The sequence below is a fragment of the Sphaerospermopsis aphanizomenoides BCCUSP55 genome (assembly GCF_001586785.1).
GTDB lineage: Bacteria > Cyanobacteriota > Cyanobacteriia > Cyanobacteriales > Nostocaceae > Sphaerospermopsis_A > Sphaerospermopsis_A aphanizomenoides_A.
Genome location: NZ_LUFH02000120.1, coordinates 1 through 17,051, shown reverse-complemented (window position 1 = coordinate 17,051; position 17,051 = coordinate 1). Strand labels below are relative to the sequence as shown.

Genomic DNA, 17,051 nt, shown 5'->3' with positions numbered 1-17,051 from the left:
CATATAGATAAATCACATTCAGCTATGAACATTCAATTTATATCCAAAACAAATTTATTCTCTATACAACGAAAGCTAACGCCTTATCTATTTTTATTACCTGCTTTAATATTATTAAGCTTAACGGTATTTTGGCCAGCCCTACAAGCCTTTTACCTCAGCTTCACCACCTATCAAGACATTGGAGAACCGCCTAAATGGATAGGGTTGGCTAACTTCCTCAAGTTGTGGAAAGATGCTGTTTTTTGGAAAACCTTAGAAAACACTTTTCTGTATCTTGTTGGTGTTGTGCCAATTTTAGTGATGACTCCTTTAATTTTAGCAATTTTAGTAAATCAAAAACTGCGAGGCATGAACTGGTTTAGAACTGCATATTATACCCCAGTTGTCATTTCAATGGTAGTTGCGGGAATAGCATGGAAATGGTTGTATGCAGAAAATGGTTTACTAAATCAAATCTTCAAAACTTTGGGAATATTTCCCGAAGGAATTCCCTGGTTAACCAGTCCAGATAAAATATTAGGAATTGTCCCCATTTCACTGGCCAGTGTTATGGCTGTGACTATTTGGAAGGGTTTAGGATATTATATGGTCATTTATTTGGCTGGTTTGCAATCTATTCCTGGTGATATTTACGAAGCAGCAGCAATTGATGGCTCAGATAATATTCGTAAACATCTAGATATTACCATACCTTTAATGCAGCCTTATTTAGCTTTGGTCGCTGTCATCTCTGCCATTTCTGCTACTAAAGTATTTGAAGAAGTTTATATTATGACTGGAGGTGGTCCACTGAATAGTTCTAAAACAATTGTTTACTATTTGTATGAGCAAGCGTTTATTAATTTAGAATTCAGCTATGCCTGTACAATTGGATTGGTGTTATTTTTAATAATTTTAGGTTTATCAGTTTTGCGATTATTAATTAATCAACAAGATAGTAATAATCTGGGTGTGTAATGAATTTGGGTGTGGTGTGTCAGTGTGTCGCCAGAGGAATTCCGCTACACTTAGAATAGATACCGGGGTGTGGGTTTTCCAGACAGCCCCCACCACCTTGGGAGTTCAAGCTCCGTCCAACCCTGTCTTCCCTAAACCCTATACCCTACCCCCTACACCCTGTTGTTGACCCAAGGAGTATCTAGCAGTGCAGCCAGATTTAATCGGCTTAGAAATTAGCAAAGGGGAACTAAGACGCTTAACTGGGTTTGATCCAGAAGACGTTTTTCGACCTTCAATTATGGCAGATAAGGAAAAGCGTTTAGGGTTTTTCTTTAACGAAGCTTTGGTAGCTTTAGCACTGACACCGATTATCGTCGGTTTTATTTATGCTTTTATAATTCTACCCACACTGGGATCTTCCAACAAATTGGGCATTATTTTACTGATTATTGTACCCATTGCCGTGCTTGTGGTGCGATCGCTCTGGCGAAAAAAAACCTGTCCCCACGCCTTAACAATACTCCTCGACGAAGTTGATAAATATCACGCGGTAGTTCAAGCTATAGATATTAACGACCAACTGACTAACTCCGGCAACTCCCAAAGTAACATTAGCGACAGAGAACAGGTAATATCTGCACTGCAACTAATTCGAGAAGATTTTGTGCGTGCCTTAAAAAGTGAACGGATTTTGCGCGATAATAAAAAACTGCTTGCTAACAACCAAGATTTAGTAGTAAACAATTTAGCCAATCTGCAAACCTTAGAAGTTAGAAATCAAGCTGGTGAATATGCACGACTGCTAAATCAATCATTGCAAATTGCTTTAGATGTCCAGGCAGAATTGAGGAAAATACAAAAGGTGACAGGTGACAGGTGACAGGTGACAGGTGAGAGATTTAAAAGTTTAAAAGTATTCTCATGAAAATCTGTAGATTCAAATAGGAGAATTATCAATGATATCTAAATTATTAACTGAAACTCTTTATGAACATGATTATCCCCAATGGTTAGAAACGACTTTACAACAATTACAAGTCCGAGATATAGAAAATCTTGATTGGGAGCATTTGATTGAGGAGATTGCCACATTGGGGAATGAACAAAAACACAAACTAGAAAGTTATCTTCTGCAACTTCTCAAACATCTATTATTATATCAACACTGGAGTATTCCAGATTGTCAGAATCATTGGGAAGTAGAAATTGATAATTTTCGGGTAGAAATCAGAAAATTAACTAAATCAAAAAACCTCTACAATTATCTGTTAACTGTGCTGGATGAAGTATATAATGATGCAGCACGACAAGCTAAGAAAAAAAGTGGTTTAAGTTGTTTTCCCCAAACTTGTCCTTACACCATTGATCAAATTTTAGATGTAGAATATTTACCACCATTTACGTACTTATGAATAACCAACCTAAAATAATCGTTTTAGATGATGATCCCACTGGTTCTCAAACCGTTCACAGTTGTTTACTGTTGATGCGTTGGGATGTGGAAACTTTGCGTTTGGGTTTAAAAGATCAAGCTCCCATTTTCTTTATTCTAACCAACACGCGATCGCTCACACCAGAAGCAGCCGCATCTGTCACCAGAGAAGTTTGTCATAACCTGAAAATCGCCTTAGCAGCAGAACAAATAGATGATTTTCTGGTAGTTAGTCGTTCTGACTCCACCTTACGCGGACATTATCCCATCGAAACCGATGTTATTGCTGAGGAACTCGGACCCTTTGATGCTCATTTTCTCGTCCCGGCATTTTTTGAAGGGGGAAGAATTACCCGCGACAGCATTCATTATTTAATTATTGATGGTGTTCCTACCCCCGTACACGAAACAGAATTTGCTCGTGATTCTGTCTTTAGTTACAATTACAGCTACCTACCCAAATATGTAGAAGAAAAAACCACAGGACGTATCAAAGAAGATGCTGTTACCAGATTTTTACTTCCAGATATTAGAAGTGGCAGTTTAGAAAGATTATTGCAACTCCATGATCATCAGTGTGCTGTTGTAGACGGAGAAAATCAAGATGATCTTAACACCTTTGCTGCTGATATTTTAACAGCCGCCAGTCAAGGAAAACGTTTTTTATTCCGTTCTGCTGCTAGTATTCTCACCGCTTTAGCTGCCTTACCCCCCCAACCCATCGCCGCCGAAAATATGGCAGAATATGTGCGAGGTGGTAAACCCGGTGCAGTCATTGTGGGTTCTCACGTTAAAAAGACGACTCAACAATTAGAATCTTTATTACAAACCCAGGGAACAATAGGAATTGAAATCAATGTATCGAGATTATTGGATGAAGGAGAAAATCAAGCGGACAAATTACTGCAAGAAAGTTTAGCAGAAATCAAAATAGTACATAATTCAGGAAAAACACCAGTAATTTATACCAGTCGTCAAGAATTGACCTTTAAAGATGTCAAAACTAGATTAGACTTCGGGGCAAAAGTTTCCGCTTTATTAATGGATATTGTTCAGGGTTTACCATCAGATATAGGATTTTTGATTAGTAAGGGTGGAATTACCTCTAACGATGTTTTGAGTACAGGATTAGCCTTAACTTCAGCCAGATTACTGGGTCAAATTTTAGCAGGTTGTTCAATGGTAATTACACCATCAGATCATCCCCAGTTTCCTAACTTGCCAGTGGTACTTTTCCCCGGTAACGTCGGTAATGCCGATGCTTTAGCTACAATTTATGAAAGATTGACAACTAAATAATTCAGCTATCAGTTATCAGTAGAAGAAGGCAATAGGCAATAGGCAAGAGTGAAGAGGTAATACACTATTCTCCATCGCTCCCCTGCTCCCCTGCTTCTCTGCTTTCTTCTCTGTCACCTGTCACCTGTCACCTGTCACCTAATTAAGAATGAATTCTGATTCAACTAACTCCCCGAATGATTTTCCACAGGAGTTAAATTCTTTACCTCCTGAGATAGAATCAATTTCTACGTTAACTGATGTAGAAGAAAATATGGCTCAAAATGCCAACGTAGAGGCAGATTCTACTGTTGATGATGAAGATAGTAATTCTATTATCCCTAATAGCGAGCTAAATTCGGTTCTCCTTTATTTACAAGCTAATACTGCTAATGAAAATGCTGAATCTGATTCTGAGACTAAAAAGATAGAATCTGATTCTGATTTAACTAATTTGAATATTAATGAGTTAGGATTACCAGAACCGAAAATTAATAGTAATATTCAAGTCCAGTTAAAAAGCGAGGAGGGAAGACTGTTATTAATTTTGCCACCAGAATCTCAGTTATCAGCTTCAGAATTCAGTTGGTCAGAGATTTGGCAGCAAATGAAGCAGCGTCTCAATGGTAGCGATCGCTTGCGGATACCCAACACTACAGTACATCTAGTTGCCCAAGATCGTTTATTAGATAGTAGACAACTACAAGAACTGGGAGAAACTTTAAATGAAGTCCAACTTCAGCTAAAATCAGTGGCGACTAGTCGGAGGCAAACAGCGATCGCCGCTTGTACTTTAGGTTATTCTGTAGAACAAATACAGTTACAACCATCATTTACAACCGATCTGCAAACCACCTCCAAACCTCTAGCAGATGCCCTGTATCTAGAAATGACAGTGCGTTCTGGTGGAGAAATTCGTCATCCTGGAACGGTGATTATTTTGGGAGATATCAATCCTGGTGGTATGGTAGTAGCAGATGGAGATATTCTGGTTTGGGGGCGACTGCGGGGGGTAGCTCATGCCGGAGCTACAGGCAATCGTGAATGTATAATTATGGCTTTGCAAATGGAACCAACCCAACTGCGAATCGCAGATGCAGTAGCCAGAGCGCCAGAAAAATCACTGACGCAATCTTTTCCAGAAGTAGCACATATCACACCCCAAGGAATTCGCATTGCGAAAGCGACGGATTTTTCTCGTACTCACCTCAGTAAAATTAGTCAGAGTCTCTAAATATTCTCAATATTTAGTATTATTTCCTGAACCCTATTAGAGCGCATTGCTATTATGACTCGCATTATTGTAATTACCTCCGGGAAAGGAGGAGTGGGTAAAACCACAGTTTCCGCTAACTTGGGCATGGCTTTAGCCAAAATAGGTAGACAAGTTGCCCTAGTGGATGCGGACTTTGGACTCAGAAACTTAGATTTGCTGCTAGGACTAGAAAACCGTATTGTTTACACAGCAGTAGAAGTTTTGGCCAGAGAGTGTCGTTTAGACCAAGCTTTGGTCAAAGATAAACGGCAACCCAACCTTGTGCTGTTACCTGCTGCCCAAAATCGTACCAAAGATGCTGTCACACCAGACCAAATGAAACTGCTGGTAAATGCACTGGCGCAAAAGTACCAATACGTGGTGATTGATAGCCCCGCAGGCATTGAAATGGGGTTTAAAAATGCCATCGCCCCAGCCAAAGAAGCCCTCATCGTCACCACCCCAGAAATTTCCGCAGTCCGCGACGCTGACAGAGTAGTAGGCTTACTAGAAGCACAAGGCGTGAAGAAGATTCATTTAATAATTAACAGAATTAGACCTGCAATGGTTAGGGCAAATGATATGATGTCTGTGCAGGACGTTCAGGAACTTCTCGCCATCCCTTTAATCGGGGTAATCCCTGACGACGAGCGTGTAATAGTCTCTACCAACCGTGGCGAACCCTTAGTATTATCAGAAACCCCCTCTGTAGCTGCCATAGCCTTTGAGAACATTGCTCGCAGGTTAGAAGGGGAAACAGTTGAATTTCTTGAGCTTGACTCACCTAACGACAACATATTTTCGCGCTTGCGGAAATTTTTGTGGACAAAGATTGTTTAACTCATTTTCCCTTCTTCGCCTTAGACCTAGCCGCAATGATTCTTGAACTTTTAGAAAAACTGTTTGTTCGCACACCTGACACCAGTCGCACTCAAGTTAAACGTCGCTTGCAAGTAGTCATAGCCCACGACCGTGCTGACTTAGACGCTCAAACCTTGGAAAAAATGCGTCAGGAAATTTTGCAAATAGTCTGTCGCTATGTAGAAATTGAGACAGATGGCTTGGAGTTTTCCCTAGAAAGCAACCAACGCACAACAGCCTTAATTGCTAATTTACCCATCCGTAGGGTAAAAGAAACTACAGACGAATTAGAAACTAGCGATAATATCAGCCAAACAATCAGTACCGAGATTTGATATCATTTTGGATTTTGGATTTTAGATTGTGAAAGTCTTGATATTTCAATAATTGACAATTAACAATGAACAATTGACAATTACCTCTACCTGAAAAGAAGAGGATTGAGAAAGCAGAATTTTTTTGCATTTTTCCCCTGGAAAGGGGAAGTTTAAAACCTTGAATAAACGTAAAAAACCTAACCCCCCTACCCCTCTTCCCTACAAGGAAATGGGGAATTCAAAGCCTCTCTCCTTGTAGGAGAGAGGTTTGGAGAGAGGATTTTATTTAACTTTTTTTTTACTTTCCGAACATCCTCTTAGCTACTCCCTATTTTGAATTTCTTTTTCTCCTACACCTCAATACATCTACTTTTTGAAAGAAGAAAATTCTGGAAGATTTAGCTTTCTTGTTGCAAATTAGGAACAGTATTTTGTTGTAACCAGTTTTCTAAATCCGCCATAGTAGAAAAGTCAAAAATACTTTCTCCTAATGTTTCTAATTGAAGGATAGATAACTGGCGAATTTGTGATGTAATTGCTGGATCTAGATTACCAAAACGCTTTGATAGTTGACGAATAACTAAATTAGCTTCTCCTTGTTGTTCACCTTGTTGTAAACCTTGTTGTAAACCTTGTTGTAAACCTTGTTTGAGGATTTCGTTATACCAGGGTGATTCTCTTAATACTGTCATATCCCACCTCATGATTTGTTGAACTATTGGTATTTCTAGGACGAATGATGCAAAAAATGATAACAAGGGTTCTAAATCGCTTAATTGTTCATTTTCTCGCAGTTTAATTACTGCTTCTGTTGACAATTGCTTCTTCACTACCTCCTTTAAGAATTGGCACAAAAGGTAATAAACTTGCTAAATTTTCTTGAAATACTAAACTAGCTTCAATTTCCCAGAGATTAATTACCCGATAGTCTTGATAACTCTTAATTCCCATAAATTCTTGTTCATAGAAGTTAGGAATGTTGGGTGTTTTGCTATGGGGTAAAATGTTGATTAGTACAGGATAAATAGGTAAATTATAACGTTCCCGTGCTAAAGCAGTATAAGCCGTTATTCTCAGAGGAACTTTTTCGTTATAACGCAATTGTAGCTCATTGAGAATTAAAAATTCACCATCTGGGTTTTCGGCTTTAATGAGTACGTCATTATCGCGGCTAATCCATTGAAATTCTGAGGAAATAAACTCTTTCACCCGAATATCTTTTCTTTGTGTTACCCATTGTACCCAATTATCGGGTGCGAGACTTATTAAGCGTTTACTACCAATATCTACTTTTTTGGTCATGGATTGATGATTGGAAAATCAGAAAATTAGAGCAGAGTTCTTAATTGAGTTAGTATAATTGTATCATAAATATTTCATACCTTTTGTTTTGCATATCATTTATGAAGAGGTAAGAAAGTTAATTATGAGTTTTTGAGGGTATTAGGTAGAGGGAAAGTACAAAGACAAGCAGTGGAAGAATTAGAAGCACTAGCTAATAATCATCCATTTTTGGAGGATGTTATAAAATTAGTACATGACCTAATTGCTTTGTTATCTGCACGTCAAGAAAAAGAAAAGGATATTGATCAAGATGATCAGGAGTTGATTATGAAATTATCAGAAATGTATCAACAACAATTAGAAGAAATTAAACAACAAGTTGAGTTGCGAGGAATTGATAGAGGTATCCAAACAGAACGTCGTGCTATGGTTGAAAGTATCCTACAGGTACGGTTTGGAGAGATTGATTCAGAATTAGCTAAAATTATTGATCAAGTAATTGCTATTTCTAGGGAAGAATTTACTCCGATGTTGTTAAATTTATCTCGTGAGGAATTGTTAGCTAGGTTTAAAGTTGATTAGATATTATGGAAAAAAGAGACGTTTAATGCAGCGTCTCTTTTGCAATTCTGTAAAAATCATGAGGTCGGCAATTTGAAACTTCTATCTGAGAATTCAGAACTTCCAGTTTGGAACTTGGAACTTCAACCTCAAAACTCAGAACTTGAATGAAGAAATTACATTAACCATTTGCCATTTGTTGCACTCGCTTAATAATTTCCTTCACTGTCTCAGCATCAGGTGATTTGAGACGCTGTAATATCTCCAAAGACTGCTGTAAATATTCTAATGCAGTCACAAAATATCGTTTGTCAGCTGCTAACAACTGCCCCAACATAGCCAAGGTTATTGCTTTATCTTGGACATTGCCAATACTTTGTTTAATTTCTAAAGACTGCTGGTAGAGGGCGATCGCCTCTTCGATTTTTCCCGTGTTGGCATAGATACGTCCTAATTCGTGCAAATTCCCGGCTTTACCTTGGACATTGCCAATGCTTTCGTCAATTTCTAAAGACTGCTGGAAGAGCGTGATCGCCTCTTCGATTTTTCCCGTGTTGGCATAGATACGTCCTAATTGGTGGAAAGTCGCGGCTTTACCTTGGACATCCCCAATGCCTTCAGTGATTTCTAAAGACTGCTGGAAGAGGGCGATCGCATCATCAATTTTTCCCCTGTCCGCGTAGATACTAGCTAGATTGTGCAACGTCGCGGCTTTACCTTGGACATCCCCAATGGTTTCCTTGAGTTGTAAAGACCGATGGAAGAAAGTGATCGCTTCCTCGATTTTTCCCCTGTCCGCGTAGATACTAGCTAGATTGTGCAACGTCGCGGCTTTACCTTGGACATTGCCAATGCTTTCAAAGAGTTGTAAAGACTGCTGGTACAGAGCGATTGCTTCCTCTATTTTTCCCAAATCAGTGGATGTGTAAGCTAATTCATAAAAAACACTAGCTTTCTGGTTAGCTAACTTTTCATCATCATCAATCAAGTTCAAAGCATCTAACAAAAAATTCTCTGCTTTTTTTATCTCACCAATACTTCTGTAAGCTATCCCTAACTCCCGCAAAATAGTAATCCGGTTGTGTTTATCTGTTGCTGGTTCCATCAGCAAGCGTTCCAGTAAATCAATGCGTTCTTGCTTTTCTGGTAAATCTAAACTTCCTAATATCCTTTCAGAGTTGAGAGTTTTTTCAATTGCCAATTCTCTAGTAGATTTGGCTGTTTGAAAATAAAAAACTCCTTTTCTCCAAGCCCAAAAATCTGGGGCGTATTTTGCCAAGCGTTTGAGTGCATCATCCTGTAAAAAAAACAGGATCGGATGAGGAACACTATTTGTAAAAGCATCACGCACAAAATTGAGGTCTTGGAGTACAGCAGGATATTCACCAAACAAACCAATAGATTTTTCTAATCCAATAACAATTAAGACTAATTTTTTCTCTGGATTTTTCTCTATTTTTTGCAATTCTTCCAAAATCGCATCTCGTAAAAATCGCAAATTGGGATCAGCACAGTTACAAATTACAAATTGTATCTCTTGGCATTGGGGATGATTTTTGATGACTTCTATTAAAGTATTTATATCATCAGCAAAGTTGACAGAAACAAACCCAATTGTCAGCTTATCATCTGCAAAATCAATAAAAGTCAATAATTCATTTAATGATTGTTGATTAAGCTGTATAAAAGCTGAATTTTCTAAGTTGTATTCAGGGATTATTTGTGACTGATTTGATTGCATCTTGAAGATCACTGATTTGCATCACAACGGGATTAACATAATTCCAGCGATTTTTGCCGTTATATTCAAACACCCAAAGGTTGAATAGCATCAACCTACCATCATCATTTTTACGAACATCCTTATGGACACATACTTCAGCTAAAGCAGAATAGTATTCTGTGGCAATACTACGCTCAAAATTAAATTGCTCTTGTTTAATTGCATAGGTGAGATCATCATCATTAACTTTGCTATGACCGCGAGTTGCTGCTGTCAAAAATGCTTGTGATGCTATTTGCATCAACTGACGTACATGACCACCACTTGCTTGAGCTAATTGTAACAATAGTTGCCGTGATTCAAATACTGCATCTACATCAACTCGTTGTTCAATTACACTAACAATTGCATCTAAATTATCTTGATTATGGTTTAAATTAACATTATCTTTATCAAATTCATAGATATTTACCATCGGTACAATATTAGGTGTAGCGAAGGAGTTACTGAGATTATTTTCAGAATAAACTATAGAAATTGGGGCTGTATAAATAATTGTACATTCTAGACTTTGTAATTGAGCCGCATAATCACAAAATAAATGCTTGGCAACATTGGGCGGGACTCTATCTAAGTTATCAAAAATAATCAGAAAGCCTTTTTGATATTGTTGAGATTTTTTATACTTTTCTCTCAGTTTAATAAAATCATTACCCAACAAGAGATTGATATCTGCTTGTAAGCGACCGATATTTTTTTGTAAGTTTTGACGAATTGTTATTTTTTGCTTATCAGCACCTTTAATCTGAGCTTGAATCTTGCCTAAAAGCTTGGAAATAAAGGGAATTTTGACTCCTGCTTCTGCTTCAGCCGTTGCACTTACTGATTTTTCAACTGTTTGTTCATTTTCTTGGGTAATTTCTTCAAACCAAGATTCAAAACTCTTTAATAATTGAGTATCAAAGTTCAAATTTAATCTTTGTAATTCGTCAGCAACTTTCTTAATAATTACTAAATATAAATCTGTATATTCTGCATCTAAAACATCTAATTCAGAATCAGCTTCTATGTAAATAATTTTATATTCTGATTCCCATTTTTTCTGAATTCGCTTTAATTCTGTACTTTTACCGCAACCCCGGTGTCCGGTAAATAATAAGCTACAAAATTCAGTTGGTTCAAGAAAATCTAAGCGAGTGTTGATACTTTCAATGGCTTCTGTTTTGCGAACTTTTGACAAATCAACATAGTAGCGTTCAATCTCTGTAGTTGCTAGAGGAGCAACATCACAAGCACGAAAAGCGGCTTTAAGATTAGTAGCACGGTTAGAAGGAAAAGAATTCATTAGTTTTTATAAACAAAGAAATTAAATAATAGATATGGTGTATTTTAACAAAAAAGGAATATTTTATCTCTCATATTAACCAGTAGCTTAAATGACAATCTTCTAGCATGGGCATTGTTTAGCCATCATTCAAACCCTTATATTTAGGTTGTGTGCAATACTACAATTTAATTTTAAGTGCAAGATATGAGATTACCCACTCTGTTCTCAGGGTGTGTGAAGCTTGGAAAAAAGGAGTACAGAGGATAAGGTAGGGAAACCAAAAAATTTTTATCCCTGAAGTTTTAGCTTTCTAGCAGCCAGAATTGTTACCATAATTTCAGATTAGATGTTGAAGCCTTGATCCAGTCCGAAACCTTAGAACTATTAGAATGGCATCGCCTTTGCCAGCACCTTTCCACCTTTGCGGCAACTAAGTTAGGGGCGATAGTTGCCCGTTCTTTGCCTATCCCCACAACTCTAGAGGAAAGTAAGGAGTTGTTAGCACAAACCAAAGAAGTCTATCAACTGGAAAGCCGACTGACACCAGGGTTATCCTTTGAAGGCATTCAAGATATTGGTGATTCCCTAGAACGTGCGGAATTACAAGGAATTTTATCCGGTGAGGAACTGTTAGCGATCGCTACTACCCTCGCTGGTGCAAGAAATTTACGGCGGTTAATTGATAGTCAGGAAGATGTTCCCATTTTAACTGATTTAGTCGCCGAATTACGTACTTACCCGGAATTAGAGCAGGAAATTCACCGTTGTATTGATGAACGAGCGCAAGTAACAGACCGCGCTAGTCAGAAATTAGGGGAAATTCGAGACGATTTACGCAGGTTACGCAGTCAAATTACCCAAAAACTGCATAATATCATCCAGGTTAAATCTAACGCCCTGCAAGAGTTAATTATCACCCAACGGGGCGATCGCTATGTTCTGCCAGTAAAAGCTCCGCAGAAAGACGCAATTCCTGGTATTGTTCACGACTCATCTACCAGTGGTGCAACATTGTATATCGAACCTAATAGCATTGTGCCAATGGGTAATCAACTACGCCAAGCTGTTAGAAGAGAACAAGTAGAAGAAGAAGCCATACGTAGAAATTTAACAGAACAAGTTGCCGCAGTTAAACCCGATTTAGAAAAGTTATTAGCCATTGTTACTACTCTGGACTTAGCTACAGCCAAAGCCAGGTATAGTTTCTGGATAGGTGCAAATCCGCCCCGGTTCGTAAATCGCCAAGAACAGGAAATAATTACCCTACGGCAATTACGGCATCCTTTGTTAATTTGGCAACAGCAACACGAACAAGGACATCCTGTAGTTCCCGTTGATTTATTAATCAGTCCCCACATCAAAGTAGTCACAATTACGGGTCCTAATACTGGTGGTAAAACTGTCACTTTAAAAACATTAGGTTTAGCCGCCTTAATGGCTAAGGTGGGTTTATTTGTTCCCGCCCGTGAACCAGTGGAAATGCCGTGGTTTGACCAAGTTTTAGCTGATATTGGGGACGAGCAATCGTTACAACAAAGTTTATCTACCTTTTCTGGGCATATTCGCCGGATTAGTCGGATTTTAAATGCCTTGGGGAGTCAGGAGTCAGGAGTCAGGAGTCAGGAGGAAGAAGCAGGGGAAGCAGGGGAAGAACTTTCACCTCACCTCCCCATCACCCCACCTCCCCAAAGCCTAGTATTATTGGACGAAGTGGGAGCAGGTACAGACCCGGCGGAAGGTAGTGCGTTAGCGATCGCATTACTCAAATATCTTGCTGATCATGCTCAGTTAACCATTGCTACCACTCACTTCGGGGAATTGAAAGCTTTAAAATACGAAGATATTCGCTTTGAAAACGCTTCTGTAGAATTTAACGAAGCTACTCTTTCACCTACCTATCGGTTATTGTGGGGCATTCCCGGACGTTCCAACGCTTTAACTATTGCTTTACGCTTGGGGTTAAAACCAGAAGTAGTGGCAGCTGCAAAAAGCCAAGTGGGAGAAGCCACGGACGAAGTTAATCAGGTAATTGCTGGTTTAGAAGCTCAAAGGCGCAGTCAAGAAACCAAAGCGGCACAAGCTCAAGAGTTATTAAAGCAAGCTGAGAAATTATACAAAGAAGTTTCGCAAAAAGCCACCGCTTTGCAAGAGCGAGAAAAAGATTTGCGAGCTTCGCAAGAAGTAGCAGTACAACAAGCAATTATCCAAGCCAAAGGAGAAATTGCCCAAGTTATTCGTCGTTTACAACAAGGTACACCGACAGCACAAGATGCCCAAAAAGCCACTAAGACATTAAGTGAAATTGCGGGCAAATATCAACCAGCGCCAGCAACGAAGCCAAAACCAGGGTTTATGCCCAAAGTTGGCGATCGCATAAGAATACCCAAAATAGGGCAAACAGCCGAAGTATTAACAGCCCCTGATGCAGATGGGGAGTTAACTGTGCGCTTTGGCATCATGAAAATGACAGTGCAGTTGTCAGATATAGAATCTCTAGATGGGCAAAAACCAGAAGTGCCGGTGAAACCAAAACCAGCCCCAGCTGTCACCCCACCACCAGCACCAGCGTTAGCCATTCGGACCTCGAAAAATACGATTGATTTACGCGGAAAGCGAGTATCTGATGCCGAATACATTTTAGAAAAAGCTATTTCTGAAGCTGAGGGACCTTTGTGGATTATTCATGGACACGGTACTGGTAAGCTTAAACAAGGAGTTCATGCCTTTTTACAACAACACCCCAGAGTCAGCCACCATGAAAGCGCAGAACAAGCAGATGGCGGTAGTGGTGTCACTATTGCTTATGTGGAATAGGTGACTCTTGACAGGTGACTCTTGGCAGGTGACAGGTGACAGGGAATTTTAGATTTTAGATTTTAGATTTTAGATGAAAAAAATTTGTTATGGGTCTGGAGTCCTTCAGGACGGAAAAATACTCGCTGCGCTGCGTACGCTTCGCTAACGTCAAGCCCAAATCCAAAATTTTCCAGATCTACACTTGAGGGTGGAGTCAATCCAAAATCTAAAATCGTAAATCCAAAATCTAGTGACCCCTGCCTAAATGGTATAAATAGGGGAAACTAAATGTTTCAGCTTCATTATTTCGTTTCAAAATGGGTAACAGCAACAGCTTCTATTCGCCGGATCACCTATGCTAAAAGTTATGCAATCGGCCGCCAATTCAGCCACACCGAATTCCCAGTGGGAGGAGTTAACCCAGTGTCCGACCCCAAACTCAGTTCAGTGGGACAATATCAAAACCCAGCTAGATTTAGTGTTGTTGGCACTAGAAACTTTAACTGGTCTTGGTTCTGAAGCTATGCTTGCAGCGGCGATTAGTTTAAATTTAGAGACGAAAGTCCCTGATCGAGTAGCTTTATGGCGACTACGCCAGTCTAATCCCATACGCAAAGGTCAAGGAGGGCGAAAGAAACTAGATGTAGAAGAAGCGCGATCGCTAGTCTTGATTACCTGCTATCTTGCCAAACAGCACCAGGAATTAATTCGTCGTGCTGTTGGTTTATTGGAACAAATAGCCGTCAAAAAACAAGAACCTCATCAGAATTCTTTACTGGGAGATTATATTGATGCTTTCTGCAATACCTATCAAGAGCGCATGGAAGAAGATGAAACAATCTCCACAGATTTGCTGACCAACTTAGCATTAAAATTGATGGTAGATTTACTGTTTTATAGCTCCCCTGCTGGACATCGCCGACTGTGGTTAGCATTGATAGACCGTTCCACAAAACAAGTTTAGATTTTCGATTTGAGATTTTCAATTACTCATCCAAAATCCAAAATTTCTCTTTGTCCCCCTTGCCATTCTTGCTATGCCCAGCTCAAATTCTGTCATTCGTCGCTACACACCCCCCACTTGTACACTGGAAATCTTGGCGCAAAGCTCTCCTTTGTCACGGTGGATGGGGCAAACTGTCGTGAAGCAACTGCGTTTTCAGCTGCACTTTGATGATCCGACACTGCCAGAAGAACGCAAAGTGCCAATTCAGGGCGATCGTGATCAACTAGAAGCTTTATGTAATGCCGTCACCAACTATACTCAAAAACTGCTACAACAATCAGCTGATAGTTTTTGTCTGGGTTTCTTAGAACCACAAAAATCAAACACCCTCTCAGACCAACCAGAATCAGATGATGTTGCCCCTACTCCATCAGTACCTAAAACTCCAAACCCCTCTGGTATGAGTATTCTAGAGGCAACCATTTACTTAGAATCTAGTGAAAATTTAACTCATAAACTATTTCTTGGCTCTCTTGGTAATAGCACCTCTGGGCCTGTCATTGAATTGACTCTGTTACAATTATTTGATTTGGCAACTGCTTTAGATGAATATTTAAAAGATGTGATCTCATTACCAAGTCTTGGTAGTGAAAGTTCTTTTCCCAGTTTTCCTGCATGGACACCAATAGCTGCAATGCTAGTATTAGCTGTGGGTTTAACTCCCTTAACTTGGCAATATGCCAACAATATTAAGCAAAATAAACAGCAGACAGCCAATAATACCAATTCCACATCCGAGCAAATTGCTCTTGACTCCTCCGGTTCTCAGAGTTTAAATAACCCATCAGCAGGGCTGAATATTCCCGGTAATTTGCCTTCTCCTCCCAACAATACTGCTCCGCTACAGCTACCAAATTTAGATCCCCCCCCTCCACCTCCTGACACTAGTCTCACTTCCAAGCCTTTAGATTTTCCTAATGCAACTGTCCCAGCTACAACTCAAACATCACCCAAAAATGCATTAACCTTACCGCAAACTACCAAGCCTGTAATTTCTAGTAACTTACAAATTCCATTACCCACACAAGCTAATTCCCCAAAAAACTCTACAGCGGGGATTAACCAAAGTAGTATTACTCTTAGCAGTCGTCAAAATTTACCTCCTACAAATAGCAGTAGTATTTCTAATATTCCTCCTTCTCTGGCTACTTTACCTACTGAAACTCAAACCCAAGCTTCTGGGCAAATATCCTCTCCACTTGACTCACAGCAACTAGATAATGGTACTAGTTCCACAAGTACAACTCGTTCTTCCACAAGTGATGATAACTTAGTCGCAAAATTGCGTTCGACAAAAAAAGCTCCCTTACCGACAGAGGTTGCTGCCCAGGAAAATACTTTGTTTGATATACCTCAAGTAGCAGAAGCTAGAGAATATTTGCAAAAGCGTTGGCAGCCTCCGGCTGGATTTTCCCAAACTCTGGAGTATAGTTTAATGTTGGGTGTTGATGGTTCTATTGAACGCATTTTGCCATTGAATCGTGCTGCCAGAGAATACGTTGATAGCACTGGTATTCCAGAAATTGGTAAGGCTTTTGTTTCCACTAATAAATCTGGACAAAATATTAAACTCCGCGCAGTTTTTAGTCCAGATGGTAAGGTGCAAACTTTTCCAGAAACACCGTAAAAAAAAGGGTGTGGGGTGTGTGTGGGGTAAAAAAATAAATTTTTCCTCCTGACTCCTGACTCCTATACTTTTTATGCCACTTGTGGGAGTGGTACCAATTTTGCGTTGCTAGTTGCTTAATTTGATGAGTTTTTAGCCAGTTTCTTTAAGCACAGTTGCAAAACTGGCCAGTTACTACAGACACCCTTGTTGGCACTGGATTAACTTGTATTTAAAGTAAGTTAGTTACAGGAAAGGGATATGCAAACATCTCAAAAAGACAGCACGGCTTGGGTTATTCAAACATGGGCAGCTTTTTTGATGTCTATTTCTATGACTACTTTCGGTATTGTCAATTTACCTGTTGATAGTTGGATCAAAGGCTTTATGGGTATGGGTTTGGCTTTCTCTGTTGGCTCAACTTTTACTTTGGCTAAAACTACTAGAGATTTGCATGAATCCAAAAAATTAACTTCTAGAATTGATGAGGCAAAAGTGGAGAAGTTGCTTTCACAACATGATCCTCTATCTTTAACTTGACACTCCCCGGTCTAAAGACACGGGGATTCTACATTCATCGTCAAAACTTGCTCAACCAGGTTTGCACCAAGTAGAGTAGAGGCTTCAACTCCTGTAGCGTTACTTTGGGGATGCCCTCCCCTA

At 39.4% G+C, this 17,051-nt stretch carries 15 protein-coding genes and 1 pseudogene; 12 read left to right on the top strand and 4 right to left on the bottom strand.

Going from position 1 to position 17,051, the window contains the following annotated elements:
* The first annotated feature begins 24 nt into the window (after positions 1-24).
* The 7 genes from A0J48_RS22995 (at position 25) to minE (ending at position 6,103) form a co-directional block, all read left to right on the top strand.
* Complete coding sequence (locus tag A0J48_RS22995) at positions 25-960, top strand: carbohydrate ABC transporter permease (RefSeq protein ID WP_200326909.1); 936 nt, start codon at positions 25-27, stop codon at positions 958-960.
* A gap of 187 nt (positions 961-1,147) precedes the next feature.
* A complete protein-coding gene (locus A0J48_RS22990) occupies positions 1,148-1,822 on the top strand; it encodes a hypothetical protein (protein WP_200326908.1) in 675 nt (224 codons plus the stop codon).
* A gap of 76 nt (positions 1,823-1,898) precedes the next feature.
* The gene (locus A0J48_RS22985; RefSeq protein ID WP_200326907.1) at positions 1,899-2,354 is read left to right on the top strand and encodes a DUF29 domain-containing protein; all 456 of its coding nucleotides are present in this window, start codon (positions 1,899-1,901) and stop codon (positions 2,352-2,354) included.
* The gene (locus A0J48_RS22980; RefSeq protein WP_200326906.1) at positions 2,351-3,673 is read left to right on the top strand and encodes a four-carbon acid sugar kinase family protein; all 1,323 of its coding nucleotides are present in this window, start codon (positions 2,351-2,353) and stop codon (positions 3,671-3,673) included. The genes A0J48_RS22985 and A0J48_RS22980 overlap by 4 nt, the downstream gene beginning before the upstream one ends.
* Positions 3,674-3,821: 148 nt before the next feature.
* Positions 3,822-4,886, top strand: a complete 1,065-nt coding sequence (minC, locus tag A0J48_RS22975; RefSeq protein ID WP_200326905.1) for a septum site-determining protein MinC — start codon at positions 3,822-3,824, stop codon at positions 4,884-4,886.
* A gap of 54 nt (positions 4,887-4,940) precedes the next feature.
* Positions 4,941-5,747, top strand: a complete 807-nt coding sequence (gene minD / locus A0J48_RS22970) for a septum site-determining protein MinD (RefSeq protein WP_200326904.1) — start codon at positions 4,941-4,943, stop codon at positions 5,745-5,747.
* A 35-nt stretch (positions 5,748-5,782) separates the two neighbouring features.
* Positions 5,783-6,103, top strand: coding sequence for a cell division topological specificity factor MinE (minE, locus tag A0J48_RS22965; protein WP_200326910.1), 321 nt, complete (start codon positions 5,783-5,785; stop codon positions 6,101-6,103).
* Between the two features lie 380 nt (positions 6,104-6,483).
* On the opposite strand, the gene A0J48_RS27655 is transcribed toward minE, so the two are convergent.
* Both A0J48_RS27655 and A0J48_RS27650 read right to left on the bottom strand, forming a co-directional pair.
* The gene (locus A0J48_RS27655) at positions 6,484-6,903 is read right to left on the bottom strand and encodes a DUF4351 domain-containing protein (RefSeq protein WP_325078939.1); all 420 of its coding nucleotides are present in this window, start codon (positions 6,901-6,903) and stop codon (positions 6,484-6,486) included.
* Positions 6,881-7,387 (bottom strand): RpnC/YadD family protein, encoded by a 507-nt coding sequence (locus A0J48_RS27650; RefSeq protein WP_325078937.1) that lies wholly within the window; start codon positions 7,385-7,387, stop codon positions 6,881-6,883. The genes A0J48_RS27655 and A0J48_RS27650 overlap by 23 nt, the downstream gene beginning before the upstream one ends.
* 129 nt (positions 7,388-7,516) lie before the next feature.
* On the opposite strand from A0J48_RS27650, the pseudogene A0J48_RS22955 reads away from it, so the two are divergent.
* Positions 7,517-7,951 (top strand): annotated as a pseudogene (locus tag A0J48_RS22955) (hypothetical protein); the annotation flags it as partial.
* A gap of 160 nt (positions 7,952-8,111) precedes the next feature.
* Here A0J48_RS22955 and A0J48_RS22950 read toward each other — a convergent pair.
* A complete protein-coding gene (locus A0J48_RS22950; RefSeq protein WP_200326903.1) occupies positions 8,112-9,671 on the bottom strand; it encodes a tetratricopeptide repeat protein in 1,560 nt (519 codons plus the stop codon).
* Positions 9,640-10,998, bottom strand: a complete 1,359-nt coding sequence (locus tag A0J48_RS22945; RefSeq protein ID WP_200326902.1) for a P-loop NTPase family protein — start codon at positions 10,996-10,998, stop codon at positions 9,640-9,642. The genes A0J48_RS22950 and A0J48_RS22945 overlap by 32 nt, the downstream gene beginning before the upstream one ends.
* A gap of 339 nt (positions 10,999-11,337) precedes the next feature.
* On the opposite strand from A0J48_RS22945, the gene A0J48_RS22940 reads away from it, so the two are divergent.
* From A0J48_RS22940 to A0J48_RS22925, 4 genes are all read left to right on the top strand, one after another.
* Positions 11,338-13,794 (top strand): endonuclease MutS2, encoded by a 2,457-nt coding sequence (locus A0J48_RS22940; protein ID WP_200326901.1) that lies wholly within the window; start codon positions 11,338-11,340, stop codon positions 13,792-13,794.
* Between the two features lie 337 nt (positions 13,795-14,131).
* Positions 14,132-14,740 carry a DUF3038 domain-containing protein gene (locus tag A0J48_RS22935; protein ID WP_200326900.1) on the top strand — a complete coding sequence of 203 codons (609 nt, stop codon included), beginning with the start codon at positions 14,132-14,134 and terminating at the stop codon, positions 14,738-14,740.
* A gap of 73 nt (positions 14,741-14,813) precedes the next feature.
* Entirely contained in the window at positions 14,814-16,409 is a 1,596-nt protein-coding gene (locus A0J48_RS22930; RefSeq protein WP_200326899.1) for a DUF4335 domain-containing protein, read from the top strand.
* Between the two features lie 240 nt (positions 16,410-16,649).
* Positions 16,650-16,928 (top strand): YiaA/YiaB family inner membrane protein, encoded by a 279-nt coding sequence (locus tag A0J48_RS22925; RefSeq protein WP_200326898.1) that lies wholly within the window; start codon positions 16,650-16,652, stop codon positions 16,926-16,928.
* The last annotated feature ends 123 nt before the right edge of the window (positions 16,929-17,051 follow it).

Coding starts and splice junctions, on each gene's coding strand:
- A0J48_RS22930 (WP_200326899.1), top strand. CDS start 14,814: ATGCCCAGCTCAAATTCTGTCATTCGTCGCTACACACCCCCCACTTGT.
- A0J48_RS22945 (WP_200326902.1), bottom strand. CDS start 10,998: ATGAATTCTTTTCCTTCTAACCGTGCTACTAATCTTAAAGCCGCTTTT.
- minE (WP_200326910.1), top strand. CDS start 5,783: ATGATTCTTGAACTTTTAGAAAAACTGTTTGTTCGCACACCTGACACC.
- A0J48_RS22995 (WP_200326909.1), top strand. CDS start 25: ATGAACATTCAATTTATATCCAAAACAAATTTATTCTCTATACAACGA.
- A0J48_RS27650 (WP_325078937.1), bottom strand. CDS start 7,387: ATGACCAAAAAAGTAGATATTGGTAGTAAACGCTTAATAAGTCTCGCA.
- minC (WP_200326905.1), top strand. CDS start 3,822: ATGAATTCTGATTCAACTAACTCCCCGAATGATTTTCCACAGGAGTTA.
- A0J48_RS22985 (WP_200326907.1), top strand. CDS start 1,899: ATGATATCTAAATTATTAACTGAAACTCTTTATGAACATGATTATCCC.
- A0J48_RS22980 (WP_200326906.1), top strand. CDS start 2,351: ATGAATAACCAACCTAAAATAATCGTTTTAGATGATGATCCCACTGGT.
- A0J48_RS22925 (WP_200326898.1), top strand. CDS start 16,650: ATGCAAACATCTCAAAAAGACAGCACGGCTTGGGTTATTCAAACATGG.
- A0J48_RS22935 (WP_200326900.1), top strand. CDS start 14,132: ATGCTAAAAGTTATGCAATCGGCCGCCAATTCAGCCACACCGAATTCC.
- A0J48_RS22950 (WP_200326903.1), bottom strand. CDS start 9,671: ATGCAATCAAATCAGTCACAAATAATCCCTGAATACAACTTAGAAAAT.
- minD (WP_200326904.1), top strand. CDS start 4,941: ATGACTCGCATTATTGTAATTACCTCCGGGAAAGGAGGAGTGGGTAAA.